This window comes from Micromonospora sonchi (assembly GCF_014646235.1).
In the GTDB taxonomy this organism is placed as follows: domain Bacteria; phylum Actinomycetota; class Actinomycetes; order Mycobacteriales; family Micromonosporaceae; genus Micromonospora; species Micromonospora sonchi.
Window position 1 is genome coordinate 63,246 of the sequence record NZ_BMNB01000031.1, and the last position, 18,501, is coordinate 81,746.

Annotated in this window: 5 protein-coding genes; 2 read left to right on the forward strand and 3 right to left on the reverse strand. The window is 72.9% G+C overall.

The annotated features are described in order from the left end of the window. Positions 1-6 precede the first annotated feature (6 nt). Complete coding sequence (locus IEY61_RS25420; protein WP_189048679.1) at positions 7-1,038, reverse strand: glycoside hydrolase family 11 protein; 1,032 nt, start codon at positions 1,036-1,038, stop codon at positions 7-9. Positions 1,039-1,488: 450 nt separating this feature from the next. Here IEY61_RS25420 and IEY61_RS31875 point away from each other — a divergent pair, with 450 nt between their 5' ends. Next, positions 1,489-13,308: a non-ribosomal peptide synthetase gene (locus tag IEY61_RS31875; RefSeq protein ID WP_268240689.1), complete on the forward strand. Its 11,820-nt coding sequence runs from the start codon at positions 1,489-1,491 to the stop codon at positions 13,306-13,308. On the opposite strand, the gene IEY61_RS25430 is transcribed toward IEY61_RS31875, so the two are convergent. Then, positions 13,193-13,855, reverse strand: coding sequence for a GyrI-like domain-containing protein (locus IEY61_RS25430; protein WP_229706438.1), 663 nt, complete (start codon positions 13,853-13,855; stop codon positions 13,193-13,195). The genes IEY61_RS31875 and IEY61_RS25430 overlap by 116 nt on opposite strands. A 261-nt stretch (positions 13,856-14,116) precedes the next feature. Between IEY61_RS25430 and IEY61_RS25435 the strand changes: the two genes are divergently transcribed. After that, positions 14,117-17,491 (forward strand): endo-1,4-beta-xylanase, encoded by a 3,375-nt coding sequence (locus tag IEY61_RS25435; RefSeq protein WP_189048684.1) that lies wholly within the window; start codon positions 14,117-14,119, stop codon positions 17,489-17,491. A 67-nt stretch (positions 17,492-17,558) separates the two neighbouring features. On the opposite strand, the gene IEY61_RS25440 is transcribed toward IEY61_RS25435, so the two are convergent. Continuing rightward, on the reverse strand, positions 17,559-18,501 hold a 943-nt coding region (locus tag IEY61_RS25440; RefSeq protein ID WP_229706436.1), incomplete at its 5' end, for a hypothetical protein.

The following is an 18,501-nucleotide window of genomic DNA, read 5'->3' on the forward strand; positions in this document are numbered from 1 at the left end:
ATCAGATCACCCGGTCGAGCAGGTTGCTGTGGGTGTGGTGTTGTTGCCGTTCTTGTAGAGCGTGATCCCGAAGTTGTTGCCGTTGCCGTTCGGGCGTGCCGTGAGCGTGCCGCTGTTGCCGCTGACCGAGGCGTTCCAGCTGTTCTGCAGGCTCTGGCTGCCGTTGGTGCGGATGGTGACCACCCAGTTGTTGCTGCCGCTGACCGAGAAGGTCGTGTTGAACCGGTCGTTCCAGTCTTCGGCGCGGTTCACGCTGACCGTACAGCCGCCGTTGCCGGGCGGCGGGGTGCTCGGCGGCGGGTTGGTCGGGTTGGGGCTGCTGCCTTCCCGGACGGTGATGTCCGAGCTTCCCTGGCTCTGGTAGCCCTCGGTGGCCATGATCTGGTAGTAGTGGTTGCCGAGGTTCAGCCCAGCGCGGGCCCAGGCGTCGAAGTGGTTGGCGGTGGTGATGGTGCCGCTGCTGCGCTTCTGCTGCCGGACGCTCCAGTACTGGTAGAACGTCGCGGTGCCGTCGATCGAGGGCTGGTTGACCCGCTGACTGCGCAGGATGTCGTAGGTGCCGCCGTCGGTGGTGACGGTGCCGAGCCGGGTGGCGCCGCTGCTCGGGTTGTAGCTGCCGAAGTTCTCGACGATGTAGTACTCGACGAGCGGGTTGCGGGTCCAGCCATACAGGGCGAGGTAGCTGTTGTTGTTGCCCGGGTTGTAGGTGCCCGAGTAGGTGATCGTGCGGCGGGTTCCGGGGTTCCAGCCCTTGCCGCCGACCCAGTTGTTGGTGCTCCTGCTCCACGAGCTGCTGTAGCGGCCGTTCTCGCGCAACACCATGCAGGCGTCGCCGCTGTCCTTCCAGAACGAGAAGAAGAACCCGTTGTGGGTGCCTTCCGTGCTCGAGCAGACCTGCCGGTCGGCCTCGGCGTGGGCGGGGCTGGCCACGAGCGCGGTGGTGCCGGTCGTGATCAGCGCCACGGCGCAGGCGGCACCGATGAGCGACCTGAGGCGTCCACGCCTGCGACTTCGTGGTGGGACGGGGACGTTGTTCATGCTTCCTCCTCATGACGGCTGGCCGGTGGCCAGCAGTGCGCTACGAACCGGCGGTCTCGGTGGCCGGGCGGCCACCATCGACTGTCGACGTCGTACCGGGTGGTGGTCTGCCGGTCGTCCTGCACCGTGACCGGCGGAGTAGGTAGCGACAGTCGACGATCATCTAGATGCGTCGATGGCCAACAGTATTGGCTCGACGTTGCCAACCAGTCAACAACTTCCGGAAATACTGAGTTGGCCGCAGCTTACGAATCCGCCCTCGCGTCCAGCGTTGGTGCTGCTCAGCCGCAGGGCGGGCAGCAGCGAAAGTTCCAGGCACCTTCCGGACGATGGCGCGCGTCCGGATCTTTCGCGGGGCAGGGAGTCTCTGGTCGGGGTATCGACCCGTTGGGCAGCCCACGGATCCAGGGCAGGAACCGAGCCGGCATCGTGGGCGACTAGCATCCTGCCGTGTCGATTGCGATCGGGCCGGGTGCCCGCCGAGGCCTGCTCGACGTGCTCCTCGGCGCCGCCGACCGCTCTCCCGACCAGGTCATCGTGCATGTCCGGGAGGACGGCACCGAGCGTACGGTCAGCTTCCAGCAGTTGCGGGACGAGTCGCTGCGGGTCGCCGGCGGTTACCGGGCCGCCGGGGTGGCACCGGGCACGCCCGCGCTCCTGCTCGCCGACGCCGGGGACGATTTCCAACCGATGTTCTGGGGAGCGCTCGCCGCCGGGCTGGTGCCGGTGCCGTTGCCGCCCGAGCCGAACCGGGTACGCGCGGTGCGGGACCTGCTTCCCGACGCGGTGGTCGTGACCGACGACGCCACCGCCGCGGTCGCCGACGACGTCACCGCCGCGGTGGCCGACGGGCTGCCCGCCCCGGTGTTGCGACTGGCCGCGCTGCGCGCCGGAACCCCACCGGAGGATTTGCCGACGCCGGCCGGGGACGACCTCGCCTTCCTCCAGTTCTCCTCGGGCAGCACCGGCGCGCCGCGGGGCGTGGAACTGACCCACGACAACGTGCTGGCCAATCTGGAGCAGTCCAGGGTGGCCAGCGAAGCCCGCCCGGACGACGTCCTGGTCACCTGGATGCCGTACTTCCACGACATGGGGCTGATCGGCACCCATCTGACCCCGCTCGCCGTCGGCCTCAAGCAGGTACGCATCGGTCCGCTGGCGTTCGCCAAACGTCCCGTGCTGTGGTTCACCACCGCCCACCGGCACCGGGCCACCCTGCTGTCGGCGGCGAACTTCGCGCTGGCCCTGGCGGTACGCCGGGTGCCGGTCGAGACCCTCGCCGGACTCGACCTGAGTTCGGTGCGGTGCGTGGTGGTGGGGGCCGAGCCGATCTCGGCTGCGGTGTGGCGGTCCTTTCTGGCACACACCCGAACGGCCCGGCTCGACCCGGCCGCGCTGCGACCGGTGTACGGGCTCGCCGAGGCGACGCTCGCGGTGACCTTCCCGCCGGCCGGGGAGGTGGCCGCCCCGCTGGTGCTGGACCGGGCCGAGTTGAGCCGGGGCCGGGCGGTGCCGACCGACCCCGGCGCGCACGCGGTCGAGGTGATGGATCTCGGTCACCCGGTGACCGGCTGCGCGGTGCGTGTCGTCGACGACCACGGCCGGCCGCTGCCCGACCGGCAGGTCGGCCAGATCGAGGTGCGCGGCCCGAACGTGGCGCGGGGCTACCACCGGGCGCCGCAGGCCAGCCGGGACACCTTCGTGAACGGCTGGCTGCGTACCGGCGACCTGGGTTTTCTGCGCGACGGGCGGCTCTGCGTCACCGGCCGGGCCAAGGACGTGGTCTTCGTCAACGGCCGGACCTTTCACGCCTCGGACCTGGAGGCGGTGGCCGTTGCCACCCCCGGCCTGCCGGGCGACCTGGTCGCGGTGGTCGGCGCGACCGACCCGGTCCGCGGTGGTGAGCGGATCGTGGTGTTCGTGCCGTGGGCCCGCCCGCCGGCCGACGCGGCCGGGGTGCTCGCCGCGGTCCGGGGGCGGGTGGCCGAGGCCTGCGGCCACGACGAGGTCCGGGTGCTGCCCTTGCCGCCCGGCGCGTTCGCCCGAACCACCAGCGGAAAGCTACGCCGGCGCCGGATGCGCGAGCGGTACCTGGCCGGCGACTTCGCCGACCGGGAGCGGCGCTGGTGCGCACCGGCCGAACCGGCAGCGTGCACCCCGGCCGACCGTTTCCCGCAGGACAGCGCTGCCGCTACCATCCTCCGGCCGCCCGACGCCGGGCGGTCCCGACGGGAACTCGAAGAGCTGGTCCGCGAGGTCTGGGCCCGGGTGCTGAAACGGCCGCCGGCCACGATCGGCCCGGACGACCGCTTCCTGGCCGTCGGCGGGTCGTCGCTTAAGGCGATGGAGGTGCTCGCCGGGCTGGAGGACGCCCTGGGCACCCCGTTGCACCCGGCGGACCTGCGGGACTGTCCCACCGTCGCGGCGCTCGCCGACCGGCTGGCCGCCGGGCCGGTCACCGGCCGGGAGCCCGTGACGAAGTCCCCGACCGGACCGAGCCGGACGACGACCGACGGTGACCGCACTTCGGCCGGCGTGGCGGTGATCGGGATGGCCTGCCGGTTCCCCGGTGCGGACACCCCGGAGGAGTTCTGGCAACGGCTGGTCGACGGCGTCGACCCCGTCGCTCCGGTCCCCGCCCACCGCTGGATCCCGTCGGGCACCGGACCACGCTGGGGCTCCTTCCTGGACGATCCGATGCTCTTCGACGCCGGGTTCTTCGGTCTCACCGAACAGGAGGCGCGGCTCACCGACCCGCACGCCCGGCTCTTCCTGGAGATCGGGTACGAGGCCCTGGAGCGCGCCGGGTACGCCGGACCCCGCCGGCACGGCCACCGGATCGGTGTCTTCGCCGCCGTCGGCGAGAGCGGCTACCCCGAACTGCTGGCGGCCAACGCAGCGGCGGAGCTGGTCGGTGGCACGGCGCCGGCCAGCGGGGCGGCGATGCTGGTCGGGAACCTGCGGAACCTGATTCCGGCCCGGTTGGCGCAGGCACTGGACCTGACCGGGCCGGCGATCGCGGTGGACACGGCATGCTCGTCGGCGCTGGTCGCGCTGCACCTGGCCGCCCGCAGCCTGGCCGCCGGCGAGTGTGACGTGGCGGTGGTCGGCGGGGTGAATCTCAACCTCACCGAGACCGGATACCGGCTGCTCGACGCCGCCGAGGCGCTTTCCCCCACCGGGCGGTGCCGCGCCTTCGACGCCGCCGCCGACGGTCTCGTCCCCGGCGAGGGCGGCGCCGCGCTGGTGCTCCGCCGCGCCGACGACGCGTACACCGACGGGGATCCGGTCCTGGCTCTGGTCGCCGGGACCGCCGTCGGCAACGACGGACGCTCGTTGAGCCTGCTCGCGCCGAACCCGCACCGGCAGTGGGAGGTGATCGCGCGGGCGTACCGGGACGCGGGCATCGACCCGGCACAGGTGTCGTACGTGGAGGCCCACGGCACCGGCACCGAACTCGGTGACCCGGTGGAGGTCCGGTCGCTGGCCGCAGCGTACCCACCGCCGGCCGACGGGGTGCCACGCGCGCTGGGCTCGGTCAAGACCAACGTCGGTCACCTGCTCAACTCGGCCGGGCTGCCCGCGCTGGTCAAGGTGGTGCTGGCGCTGCGGCACCAGCACCTGCCGGCCTCCCTGCACCACACCCGGCCCTCCGGCCGCTTCGACCTCGCCCGGGCCGGTTTCGCGGTGGTCACCGAGGGAAGGCCGTGGACCGCGCCCGGCCCGCTGTTCGCCGGGATCAACGGATTCGGTTTCGGCGGGACGAACGCGCACGCGGTACTGCGGGAGGCCCCGGAAGCCGACCGGCCCGCCACCGGACCGGACGATTCCGGATGCCGCCTGGCCACCCTCAGCGCGCACTCGGCGACCGCGCTGCGCCGGGCCGCGCGGGAACTCGCCGCGCACCTGCGCGCCCACCCGGAACTCGCCGAGGCCGACGTCTGCGCCAGCGCGGGTACCGCCCGCGACGACGCCCCGTACCGGCTGGCCGTGGTCGCCGACGGGGATTTGGCCGACCGGCTCGACGCCGGCGCCGACGCCGTCGGCGCGACACCGGTCGGCCCGCGCCCCCGGACCGTGTTCGTCTTCCCGGACGACGGCGCGGCGCTGCCGGCGTCGGCCGTACGCGACCTGCACGACCGGTTGCCGGTCTTCCGGGAGCTGCTCGGCGGTGCCGCTGCCGCGCCGGTGGCGGGACGTCCGCTGCTGGCCTGGTGTCTGGCCGGCTCGGCACCCGACCCGAGGATCGCCGCAGCGGTGGCGGTCGCGGTGGGCATCGCCCTCGCCGGTCAGCTGGCCGCCTGGGGGGTACGGCCGGACACCACGCTCGGGTACGGCGTCGGTGAACTGACGGCGGCCGTCGCCCGGGGCGAACTGGACCCCGCCGAGGCGGTCCGGCTCGCCGGGACGGACACGCGATCGGCCCAGCCGCAGTTGCGCGCGGCGCTGCGGCGGTTGCGCGACGACGGGTACGACACCGTCATCGACCTGGGGGCGGGAAGCCTGCTCGGCGCCGCACTGAAAGCTGGCGACGACGATCCGGTGCAGGTGCTGTCGGTGCTGGACCCCGCGGGGCCGCCGGGTGCGGCGACCGGAACGCTGTTGGCGGCGGTGGGCCGGCTCTGGGCCCTCGGCGGGCCGCTGGACCGGGCCGCCCTCTACGCCGGCCGGCGGCGGGTGCCCGTGCCGGCTTACCCGTTCCAGCGGCGGTCGTACCCGCCGTCACCGCGGACCGTCGTGCCGCTGCACCGGGTCGCCTGGCGGGACACGCCGGTACGCGCCGGTGACCTGCCGGCCCGGGTACGGCTGCGCGGGCCCGGTGTCGGCGGTGACCTCGCCGGCCGACTCGCCGCCACGCTCACCGCACGCGGCGTCACGGTCCAGGTCACGCCTGACCCGGCCGACGACCTCGCACCGCCGGAGGTGACCGTGCTGCTCGCCGGGCCCGCGGTCGACCCGCCGGACGTGGCGGCCCTCGATGCCGCCGTGGCCGGGCAGGTAGGCGCGGTGCGTGCCCTGCTCGACGAGCCGGCCGGTCGGCTCGGCCGGCTGTTGGTGCTCACCGAGGACGTGCAGGTGACCGGGGCCCGGGAGCGGCCCCGGCCGGTGCAGGCGGTGCTGACCGGGCTGTGCTGGACGCTGGCCGACGAGCGTCCCGAACTGGGTACCCGGGTGATCGACCTGGCCGCTGCGGACGATGTCGCGGTCCGGGTGGAGGCGGTGTGCCGGGAGTTGTCCGACCTGCGCCGCGACGACGTTGCCCCGGTTGCCAGCACCGACGGGCCACCGGTGACCGGGGTGGCCTGGCGGGCCGGGCGTCGGCTCGCGCGGCACCTGGCGCCGATACCGGACCCCGTCGACCGGTCCGGCGAACCGGAGAGCGCATTTCCCGACGGCGTACACGTGATCGTCGGGGGTGGCGGCGGGATCGGGGCCGAGTTGGCCCGTACCCTCGCCCGGCAGGGCCGCCCCACCCTGCTGCTGGCCGGGCGGTCGGAGCGGGCCCCGGACGGCCTGTTGCGGGAGTTGATCGAGGCCGGCGCCACCGCCACGTACCTCCGCTGTGACGTGGCCGTGCCGGCCGACGTCGACGCGCTGCTCGCCGGGGCGTCCCGGGTGGACGTCGTCTGGCACGCCGCCGGGACGGTACGGGTCGGCACCCTGGCCGCGAAGTCCGTGCCGGACATCCTGGCCGCGCTGGCGCCCAAGGTACGCGGCAGCCACCTGCTGGCGCGGGCGCTGCGCCAACACGGTCACGAGCGGGCGGCCCTGGTCGGCTTCTCCTCGGTCAGCGCGGTGCTGCCGGGTTTGGCCGGGGCGCTCGGCGACTACGCGGCCGGCAACGCGTTCCTCGACGCCTTCGCCGCCGCGCAGCGGGCCGCCGGCCGCCCCTTCCAGACGGTCGGCTTCGCCGCGATCACCGACACCGGCATGGCGGCCCGAATCGGCACCGGCCGGGGCGTCGGCGCCCTGACCGTCGGCGCCGCGCTCCGGGCCCTCCAGGCCGCCCGGGAGGTCGACGCCGCCCACCTGGTCGTCGCCAACCTGCCCGCCGGTCCCCCGCCCACCGGCCCGACCACCGGCCCAGCCGTCGGCCCGGCCGCTGTTCCAACCACCGGCTCGGCCACCGACTCGGCCGGCGGCCTGGTCACCGGGCAGCCGGCACCGGGTGGGCCGGGCGTGGGCGACCTGGCCCGGCTGCTGCGCCGGCTGCTCGCCGAGCCGCTGCACCGCCCGAGCGAGGAGATCGCCGACGACGCCTCGTTCCTCACCCTCGGGCTGGACTCGCTGGCCGCCGTGGACCTGGTCAAACGGCTGGAGGACGAACTCGGCCGGCAACTGCCGGTCACCCTGTTCTTCGAGCACACCACCGTCGCCGCGCTGGCCGCCCACCTGGCCGAGGCCGGCACCCCAGCGCCGCCGGCCGGCCTGTCCGCGTCGCCGGCACCGTCCGGGGCGGAGCCACCGCGAGCGGCGGTGCCGGTCGCCGACGGGGAGCCGTTCCCGCTGACCCCGGTGCAGCGGGCGTGGTACGTCAACGAACGGCTGCACCCGACCGTGGCCAGCTACGCCTTCGTCCGGCAGACCGTCACCGGGCCGCTCGACGCCGACCTGCTCGGTCGGGCCCTGGCCGGCCTCGCCGCCCACCATCCGATGCTGCGGGTCCGCTTCATTCCCGGCACCACCGCCGACCCCCCGCGCCAACTGGTCCTGCCGCCGTCCGCTGCCGCGATTCCCTACCAGGTGCGCCCGCTCACCGGCCCGCTCACCGACCTGGCGGAAGAGCTCTGCAACACCCCGGTGGACCTGACCCGGCAACCGCCGTTGCGGGCGGTACTCGCCCCGGAACGCCCCGACCGCGCCCACCTGCTGCTGGCTCTGCACCACGCGGCCGGGGACGGTTTCAGCCTCAACCTGCTCAGCGAACAACTCTGGGCCGACTACACCGCGTTGGCCCGGGGCCGAACTCCCGGACCATCGCCCGCCTCCCCCGGCTTCGCCGAATACGCCCTCGGTGTGGTCCCGTCGAGTGAGGCGGATCGGACGTACTGGCGCCAGCGACTCGACGATCCGGGATGGACGCTTCGGCTGCCCTACGACGGCGACCCGGCGGGCCTGCCCGCACCGCCGTCCGTGACGCATTTGGACGAGTTGGACGACGCGCTGGTCGCGCGGTTGCGTGAGCGGGCCGCCGAGGCCGGCGTCTCCCTGTTCCACCTGCTGCTCACCGGTTACCTTCGGTGCCTGGCCGGGTGGAGCGGGCAGCGGCGGGTGCCGGTCAGTGTCGCGCGGGCCGGCCGCGAGGCCCGACTGCCCGGCATCGAGCGGATCGTCGGCCCGTTCGCCGACACCCTGCCGCTGCTGGTCGAGGTGGATCCGGACGAGCCTCCCGCGCGGCTCGCCGACCGGATCCGGCGATCCTGGGCCGTCGCCGAGCGGCACGGGTCGGTGTCCAGCCTCGACCTGGCCCGAATGCTGCGCGCGAGCGGCGACGGCCCGCGCACCGCCAGCCCGGCCGGGTTCAGCTTCGCCCGGTTCCCGGTCACCGCCGACCCGGACCGCCCGGTGGCGGTCGTCCCGACGGCGGCCGGCTCCGGTTCCGCGGCCACCGGGCTCAGCCTGCTGTGGTGGGAGTCGGGGACGACGCTGCGGCTGTCGTGGAACTTCCCGCTGCGGTTGTTCCGGCGCGAGACGGTGGCCCGGCTCGCCGCCGAACACCACCGTGAACTGCTCGACCTCGCCGCCGAGCGGCAGCGCGGGCACGGCACCGCCGAGCGGCAGCGCGGGCACGGCACCGCCGAGCGGCAACGGCCGGGGCGCAGCGATCCGCGCCGGGCCGAGGTCGACGGCGGGGACGTCAGCGCGCGGATCCGGGCGGTCTGCCGGCGTACCCCGGACGCGACGGCCGTGACCGACGGCGACCGGACGATGACCTACCGGGACCTGGACCGGGCCGCCGGCCGGGTGGCGGCGCTGCTCGTGGCCCACGGCGTACGCCCCGGGCAGCACGTCGGGATGCTCACCGCGCCCGGCGTGGGGTCGGTCGTCGCGGTGGTCGGGATCCTGCGCGCCGGGGCCGCCTGGGTGCCGCTGGACGCCGCCCATCCCCCGGCCCGCCTGGACGACCAGTTGCGCCGTGCCGGGGCCGATGTGGTGCTGCACGACGACTACTGCGCGGTCGCCGTGGCCCGGCTCTCCGGCGCGGCCCGCCCGATCCGGCTCGGAGCGGACACCTCCGACCTCCCCGGCGAGGTGCTGGCCGCCGCGCCGGACGACACCGCGTACGTGATCTTCACGTCGGGGTCGACGGGACGGCCGAAGGGGGTGCCGATCACCCACCGGTCGATGGTCAACTACCTCGACTGGGCGATCGACACGTTCGGCTACCGGCCCGGCGACCGGCTGGCCCAGACCTCGTCGACCTGCTTCGACGCCTCGGTCCGGCAGATCCTGGCACCGCTGCTGGTCGGCGCCACCGTGGTCACCTTCGGCCGGTCGGTGCTGCGCGACCCGCAGGCGCTGCTGTCCCGGATCGAACGGGACCGGATCACCGTGTGGAGTTCGGTACCCACCCTGTGGGAGCGGGTCCTGCAGGCCGCCGAGGAACGGGCGGTGCGCGACGGCGTACCGCCGGACCTCGGTGCCCTGCGCTGGGTGCACGTCGGCGGGGAAGAGTTGTCGCCGGTGCCGGTACGACGGTGGTTCGACCTGTTCGGCGACGGTTGCCGGATCACCAACCTGTACGGCCCCACCGAGGCGACGATCAACGCCAGCTGGCACCTGATCGACCGCCGCCCGGACGACGCGGTACGCCGGTTGCCGATCGGCCGGCCGGTCGGCGGGGCGCGGATCCGCGTCGTCGACGCCGACGGCGCTTTCTGCCCACCCGGCACCGCTGGCGAACTGCACCTCGGCGGCGTCGGCCTCACCCCCGGCTACCTGGGTGAGCCCGAGCTGACCGCCGCCGCCTTCGTGCAGCACGACGGTGAGCGGTACTACCGCAGTGGGGACCGGGGCCGGGTCGCTCCGGATGGCAGCCTGGAATTCCTCGGCCGCCTCGACGACCAGGTGAAGATCCACGGCTATCGGTTGGAGCCGGGCGAGATCGAGGCGGTGCTGCGCACCCACCCGGGGGTGGCCGCCACGGTGGTGCTGCACCAGGCCGAGCCGCACCCGCGACTGCACGCCTTCGTCGTACCCGCACCGCGGACCGGGCCGACCGTGGCGCGGCTGCGCGGGTTTCTCGCCGACCGGCTGCCCGAGCAACTGGTACCGGCCCGGATCCACCTGCTCGACAGCCTTCCGCTGACCCCCACCGGCAAGGTCGACCGGGACCGGCTCCGCTCGCACGCCGGTTTCGCACCGGGGCCTTCTCCGGCCCCGACTGAACCGGCCGCCACCGTCGGTGCTGACACCGGCAGCGGCAGCGACACCGAGGCGAAGCTGGCCCGGATCTGGGGCGAGCTGCTCGACCTGCCGGCGATCGCCCCCGACGACGACTTCTTCGCCCTCGGCGGCGACTCCATCCTGGTGCTGGAGGTCTTCGCCCGCGCACGGGACCAGTTCCCCGCCACGCCGAGCCCGACCGTGATCTACCAGCACCGCACCCTGCGCAAGCTCGCCGCCGCGATCGACGCAGTCGCCGAGGGCGCGGTGCCGACCGCCGAGCCCGTGGAACAGACCGCCGACGTCGCGGGGCGGACCGCCGACATCGCGGATCCCACCGTCGGGGTCGGGGGCCGGAGTGCCGGGGTGGCGGCAGTCAGCCATCCGGGCGGGCCGTACCCGGTGACGGCCACCCAGCGGGGCTTCCTGCTCGCCGACGCCGTCGCACCGGGCGCCGGCACCGCCTGGCTGGCCCGGCTGCGACTGCGCGGCCGGTTGCACCGCGAGGTCTTCCAACGCGCCGTCGACCTGCTGGTGGCCCGGCACCCGATGCTGCGTACGGTCTTCCCCGCCGGGGCCCGCCCCCCGGTCCAGCAGGAGTTGCCCACGTCGCTGCGGCTGCCGGTCGGCTACCAGGCGGTCGCCGACCCCGCCGAGGTGGCCGCCCTGGTCGACGAGGAACGCCGCCGGCCCTTCGAGCCGTGGGCCTGGCCACTGCTGCGGCTGCGGCTGCTGGCGCTCGCCCCCGACGACCACATCCTGCTGGTGCACGCCCACCACCTGATCGGCGACGGCTACAGCGCCGCCCTGCTCGGCCAGGAACTGTCGGCGGTCTACCACCGCCTGGTGGCGGACCTCCCCGGCGATTTGCCTCCGCTGCGCACCCACTTCCGGGAGTACGTCGCCCTGCTGGCCCGCCGCGCCGCCAGCCCGCCCGAGCCAGACGCCCACACCTGGTGGAGCGGGCGCTTCGCCACGCCGTACCGCCCGCCGACGCTGCGCGCCCACCGCACCGGATCCGAGGCGACCGGTGCGCCGGGGCAGGTGTGCGGCTTCACCCTGGACGGTTCCGTGGTCGGCGAACTGCGCCGGCTGGCCACCGACACGGCGACCACCCTGTACGCCCCGGTGCTGACCGCGTACCACCGGGCGGTGGCCCGCCTCACCGGGCAGGACGACCTGGTGATCGGCCTGGCGCTGACCGGTCGGGACCATCCGCTGCCGGACCTGCACCGGGTCTTCGGCCCCTGCGCGGCGATGCTGCCGCTGCGCCTGGGCGGATCGTCCGGCTTCGCCGAGCATCTCGCCCGGGTCGCGGCCGAGGTCGCCGCCGCCCGGCGGTACGACGACCCGCCGTCGATCGCGGCAGCCGTCCCCGCCGGCTCGGGCGGAACGCCCGCCGGAGCCCAGTTCTTCTTCAGCTTCCTGGACTTCGCCACCCTCGGCGCGCCACCGGCCGCGGCGCCGGGTGCGCCACCGGCCGCGGCGGTCGACGCCGACCGGCTCAGCCTCGACTGGGACGCCGAGAGCGAGCTGACGCCGCCGCCGCTCGGCACCGACCTGTTCCTGACCGCGCGCCCGGTTCCGGACGGTCTCCGGGTGACCCTGCGCGGCTCCCTCGCCGCGGTGGCCCCGGCCGAGCTGCGCCGGCTCGCCGACTGGCTGCGCGCCGACCTGACCGACGCGGCCACCACCGTACGGGCGACGATCGGGTCCGGGCGACGGACCAGGTTGGACTCAGCCATCGTCGGTTACCTGCCGCCGCCGGCGCAGCTCGCCGCCATCGCCGGGCTGCCCGCCGAAAGCCTGCCCCGGGAACGGCTACGCGAGCTGCTCTTTCCCGGCGGTCGACCACGGCTGCTGGAGGAGTTGACCACTCCGCTGGGCGTCTCCGGCTTCGTCTGCCTGCCCCGGTTCGCCGACGAGCTGGCCGACGCCGGAGATGCCCTCGCCAGCGAGGCCGGTGCGGCGGTCGACCTGGCCGCCCGGCTCGGCGCACGGTGTGTGTCGCTGGCCGGCATGATCCCGGCCCGCACCGGCTACGGTCTCGGCGTGCTGCGGCGTACCCGCAGCGGGGTCGCGGTGACCACCGGCCACGCGGTCACCGTCGTCTCCGTCGTCCGCACGGTGGAGGCCGCGTTGGCCGCCACCGAGCGGAGCCTGGCCGGCCGTGGCCTCGCCGTGGTCGGTCTCGGCTCGATCGGGTTCTCCGCGCTGCGGCTGCTGCTGGACCGGGCGGAACGCCCGCCTGCGCGGCTCGTGCTCTGCGACGTCCCGGCGGCCGCGCCCCGGCTGGCCGAGCACGCCGCGCGGCTGCGGGCGGAGGGCTTCGCCGGCACCATCGAGGTGTCGCCGTCGGCACCGGGGATCGCCCCGGCCGGCTACACGGCCGAGGTGATCATCGCGGCGACCAGCGCCGCGACCGAGCCGATCGAGGTCGACCGGCTGGCACCAGGCACGATCGTGGTGGACGACTCGTTCCCGCCGGCCGTGGACACCGGGCGGGCGCTGGACCGGATGCGCCGCAACCGCGACATCCTGGTGGTCGGCGGTGGGCTGCTGCACGTCGGCGAGACCGGGCGCGACATACCAGCAGACCTGCCGCCGGTGCCGGTGGACGGCACCGTTCTCGGGCTGCCCGGCACGATCGCCTCCTGCCGACTCGAGTCACTACTGTGGGCGGCCGTGCCGGGCCTGCCGCTGGTGCACGGTCTGGTGGACGACCCGACCGCGGCGGCGTACGCGCGGGCGCTCACCGGAGCCGGAATCACCGCCGCTCCCCTGCACCTGCTGCACCACCTGATCGACCCGGACCTGCCGCGGTCACCGGTTGCCGGAGAATGGTCCGTCGCTTCTCGGGTGCGACCCGGCGGAAGTCGCTGAGATAGATCTCGTGGTGCCGGCCGGTCATGCGCAACCCGTGCGCGGGAATGAACTCGTCGTGCAGCCGCGCGAGGACGTCCGCCTCGTCGTCGAAGGAGCCGATGTGCAGTGTCTGCACACACCGTCCCTCGGAGAGGGGCTCCAAGCGGACATCGTCGAGGCGTACCGGGGGATTCTTCGCCCCGGCCTGCTCGACGGCCTTCGCGTACACGGCCTGGTCGATCCAGTCGGGAACCATGAGCATCAGGGTCCAGTACCAGCTTGACTTGTCCCGGGCCGTGGTGAAGGAGTTCATCTCCTCGGCCCACCACAGGCCCTCCAGCGGCGGGACGACGTAGTCGCGCCCGAGGTCGCGCTTGCTGGCGAACTTCAGCTTGTACGCCACGGGGTAGAGCGCCTCGACCGCCGCTGCGAAGGCCGGCGAGACATTGGGGTCGCCCTGCCCATCGATCATCAGGTACCGCAGGTCGGGCACGTCCACGACCCGGAACTTGCCATGTTGTGCCCGGTAGGAGTCGAGCGTCTTCTTGAAGTCAGTTTTGTCGATCACTGGCTAACGCTGTCATATCGGTGGTGGCGATGCGGAGGGCAGACCAACGCGATATCCCATGGGTCGGACGACGCCAACAGCCGTCACGGCACGATCCGGCTCACCGAACGGCTGCCGCTGGCTCGTCATTTTCCGAGAACTTCCGGAAGTTGTGGTCACGATGATCAGTTCGGCATAACATGCACGCGCTTGGATCCGTCCAGGGAAGCCCGTGTCAGGGGCTCCCACCACCGTCCAACCTGCACAAAGGGACCACCGATGCGTTTCTGGAACCTGTCCCGTCGATCACGACACCGATCGCGCGCCCTCGCCGCACTCTGTTCGACCGCGCTCGTCGCGGCCGTCGCCGCCGCACCCGCCCCGGCCGCCGCCGCGGAGGTCGTGCTCGCCAACGACTTCGAGTCCGGCTCGTACGCCCCGTGGGGGCAGCGCGGCGACGTGACCCTCGCCATCGCCGACGAGGGCCACGAGAGCGACAACAGCCTGTCGGTCACCGGCCGGACCGCCAACTGGCAGGGCCCGGCGACCAGCGCGACCGCACTGTTCAAGCCCGGTACCCCCTACACGGTCAGCGCCTGGGTGAAACTTCCGGCCGGCACCGAGGGCACCGCCGGCGTGCACTTCACCGTCGAGGCGACCCCGGCCGGCGGCGGTGACAACACCTACACCTGGATCGGTGGCAACGTCCCCACCACCGCCGACGGCTGGGTGCGGATCGGCGGCGACTACACGCTGCCCACCGGACTCAGCGCCGCCACCCTCTACGTCGAGGCGGAGGGGAACACTCCGTTCCTCCTCGACGACGTCCTGATCACCGCGCCGGACGGCAGCGGCGGGAACGGGCCGCAGCCGGGCACCGTGGTCATCGACACCGACTTCGAGGACGGGCTGGACGGCTGGGGTCCGCGCGACAGCGGACCGGGGGCCCCGAGGGTCACGCTCACCGACGTCGCGCACGGCGGTACGTCCGCGGCGCTGGTCACCGACCGGGTCAACCAGGGCGCCGGCCTGGGCCGCGACGTGACCGGCCTGTTCGAGGCGGGAGTGACCTACGAGGTCGACGCCTGGCTGCGGTTCGCCGAAGGCCAGCCCAGCGACCAGATCTGGCTCAGCCTGGCCAGCACCAGCGGCGGCAGCCAGTCGTTCAGCACCCTGGCCCAGTTCGAGACGATCACCAACTCCGGGTGGACGCAGGTGAGTAGCCGCTTCACCATGCCGGCGGCGGACGACGCGCTGCTCTACTTCGAAACCCGCTGGGAGGGCGCGGACGTAGCCGGCAACACCAGTGACTTCCTCGTCGACGACATCGTCGTTCGCGTGCCCGAGCCCCCGGTCATCGAGGACCTCACCGGCATCCACGAGACCACCGACTTCCCGGTCGGCGTGGCGATCGACAGCCGGGAGATCGTCGGCGGCGCCGCCGAGTTGCTGACCCGGCACTTCAACCAGATCACGCCGGAAAACCACATGAAGCCCGAGGCCTGGTACGACGACGAGGGCACCTTCCGCCCGCACGACCAGGCGCTGGCCATGATGGACTTCGCCCGCGACAACGACCTGCGCGTCTACGGCCACGTACTGGTCTGGCACAGCCAGACCCCGGACTGGTTCTTCCAGGACGCCGCCGGGCAGCCGCTGACCACGTCGGCGGCCCACCAGCAGCTGCTGCGCGAGCGGTTGCGGACGCACATCTTCGCCGTCGCCGAGTCGCTGAGTCAGCGGTACGGCAAGTTCGGCTCCGCCACCAACCCGCTGCACGCCTTCGACGCGGTCAACGAGGTGGTCAGCGACAGCGGCGAGTACGCCGACGGTCTGCGCCGCAGCGAGTGGTACCGGATCCTCGGCGAGAGCTTCATCGACCTGACGTTCTCCTACGCCGACGAGGCGTTCAACGACGTCCACGCGGTCGAGGGCACCGACCCGGTCGCCCTGTTCATCAACGACTACAACACCGAGCAGAGCGGCAAGCTGGCCCGCTACCGGGCGCTGGTGCAGCGCCTGATCGCGCGCGGCGTGCCGATCGACGGGGTGGGTCACCAGTTCCACGTCTCGCTGGCCACGCCGGTCAGCAGCCTGGAGGCCGCGCTGGAGGCGTTCGCGAACCTGCCGGTCACCCAGGCCGTCACCGAACTCGACGTCACCACCGGCACTCCGGTGACCCAGGCGAAGCTGATCGACCAGGCCTACTACTACCGGGACGCCTTCCGGATCTTCCGGGCACACAGCGACCACCTGCTGGCCGTCACGGTCTGGGGGCTCACCGACGGACGCTCGTGGCGCTCCGGCAACGGCGCCCCGCTGCTGTTCGACGACAGCCTGCGGGCCAAGCCCGCCTACCACGGGGCGGTGGACGGGAAACTGCCCGCCCGGCTGCGTACCGCCAACGTCTTCGCCGGTGACGTGGCCCTCAGCGCCGCCGCGCCGAAGGACCTGACCTGGCGCAAGCTGCCGCTGCACCCGGTGGAGGACAAGGCGGAATTCCAGCTGCGCTGGGCGCCGGACCACCTCACCGCGTACGTCACGGTCGACGACGCCACGGCCTCCGGCAAGGACGGGGTCAGCTTCGTCCTCGGCGACAAGACCTACCAGGTCAACCGTAAGGGCAAGGGTGACGTGCCGGCCGTGGTGGCCACCCGGGACGGCGGCTACCACCTGGTCGCGCACCTGCCGCTGGCCGGCGCCGCCCAGGGCGACACGCTCACCCTGGACGTACGGGTCGACGACAGCGGCGCCACGTCGGGCTGGAACACCCCGGGGGCGGTGGGCACCCTCACTCTGGTGGAGGAGCTGTCGTACCTGGAGGTGCGGCAGGCCGGCACCGCGCCGGTGATCGACGGCACGGTGGACGCGGTGTGGGCCCAGGCGGGCGTGGTGACCACGGCCAAGCAGGTCTCCGGCACCGACGGCGCGACCGCGAACGTCCGCACCCTCTGGCGGGGCCAGACGCTCTACGTGCTGGCCGAGGTCACCGACCCGGTGGTGGACGTCTCCGGCTCCGACCCGTGGACGCAGGACTCGATCGAGATCTACGTCGACGCCGGCAACGCCAAGAACGGCAGCTTCCGCTACGACGACACCCAGATCCGGATCAACGCCGACAACCGCGTGTCGTTCGGCACCGGTGACGAGGCGTTCCAGGCGGGCCGGCTCAACAGCGCGACCGTACGCACCGCGACGGGCTACACCATCGAGGCGGCGATCAGCCTGCTCGAGTATGGCGGCCTGGACACCTTCCACGGCCTGGACTTCCAGGTCAACGACGCGTCGAACGGCGCCCGTACGTCGATCCGCAACTGGGCCGAGCAGGAGGGCGCGGGCTACCAGAGCACCGCCCGCTGGGGCGTGGGCCGGCTGGTTGCCGGTTCCAACGTGGAGGTCACGCTGACCAGGTTCGCCCGGTGGAACTCCGACAGCGGCGGTGGCTACTGCTCGACCATCACCGCCACCAACACCGGCGACAAGACCGCCGAGTGGAGCGCTGTGGTGAGCCTCGAGGGCGACATCTACGACGCGTGGAACTTCAAGCGGGAACGCCTGGACGACGGCAGTTACCGGATCCGGGGCGTGGACTGGAACAAGACCCTGGCACCCGGCGCCAGCACCTTCAGCATCGGGTACTGCGCGAACCTGTAACACGGATGACGGTGGCGGTCACCACGGTGATCGCCACCGGCATTCCTCAGGCCGCCGAACGCCAGCACTAGTATCGGTCTGGACAACTGCTCACGGTCGGCGCCCTGTGGCAGGGGAACGGTTGCGTGGGCAGCGGCGCTGAGATGTACATCCAGTACTGCGCCGGATTCCGCGGCCGGGCCTCTGCGAAAAACGGCTTGCCGCCGTCGTTCAGGATGAGGGTCCCGCCGCCTTCCTCGGTGGAATCGTGGTAGGTAGCTTCGATCTCCCACGCGCACGATTTGTCTTCGACCAGCGCCTCGACACGCAGCCCGCCGGGAGACATGCCGCCGCCGAGGTCTATTTTTCGCTCATTGAAGTACCGCCGCCCGTACTTCTCAGGCTCGTCGCTGTCGCTCATGTACGGGACGGGTTTGTCGGCGGCGAGATCGAAACTCACCCCTTCGTACTCTCCCTGGCTGTCAGGCGCGAAGTCGACAACGGTCTGGGCCGTCGACGCCTGGCACACGACATTCACCGCGCGCATGTCGACGATCGACATCTGCGCCGTCCGGTCACTGACGATGTTCATCGTGAAGACCGTGGCGTCTTGCGCAGTCGATCGGTAGTCGCCTGGCATGTAAGAAGATCCTGCTGACGGGTACCACACGCGGCGCGCGCCGAGCGGTTCCATGAAGTCCCAGAGGGCCTCGGGACGTGTCGACTGAAGGATCTCCTGCTCACCCTCGGTGAGTGGTCGGTCCAGGATGACCCGGAAAGACGGAGCTACGTCCTCGTCGTACCTGATAGCGGCCGCAAACGGCTTCCTGCTCCGATCGTTCTGCTGTCGCGCGTCCTCTTCCGCTGCCACCCGCCTACTCGCGGTGAGAATGTCGGTGATCAGCCTCGATTCGTCAGAGAGTTTTGATCCCTGCTTGACGGTTTCGGCTTGACCGTTTTGTCTGCCTGTGGTGGGTGTGGGTTGGTCGCGTGTCGCTGCGGGTGCGCCGGTTCTCCGCGTCCGGGGCTGT

Bases quoted from the DNA above. Each gene is read 5' to 3' on its own strand.
- IEY61_RS25420 (WP_189048679.1), bottom strand. From the start codon at position 1,038: ATGAACAACGTCCCCGTCCCACCACGAAGTCGCAGGCGTGGACGCCTC.
- IEY61_RS25435 (WP_189048684.1), top strand. From the start codon at position 14,117: ATGCGTTTCTGGAACCTGTCCCGTCGATCACGACACCGATCGCGCGCC.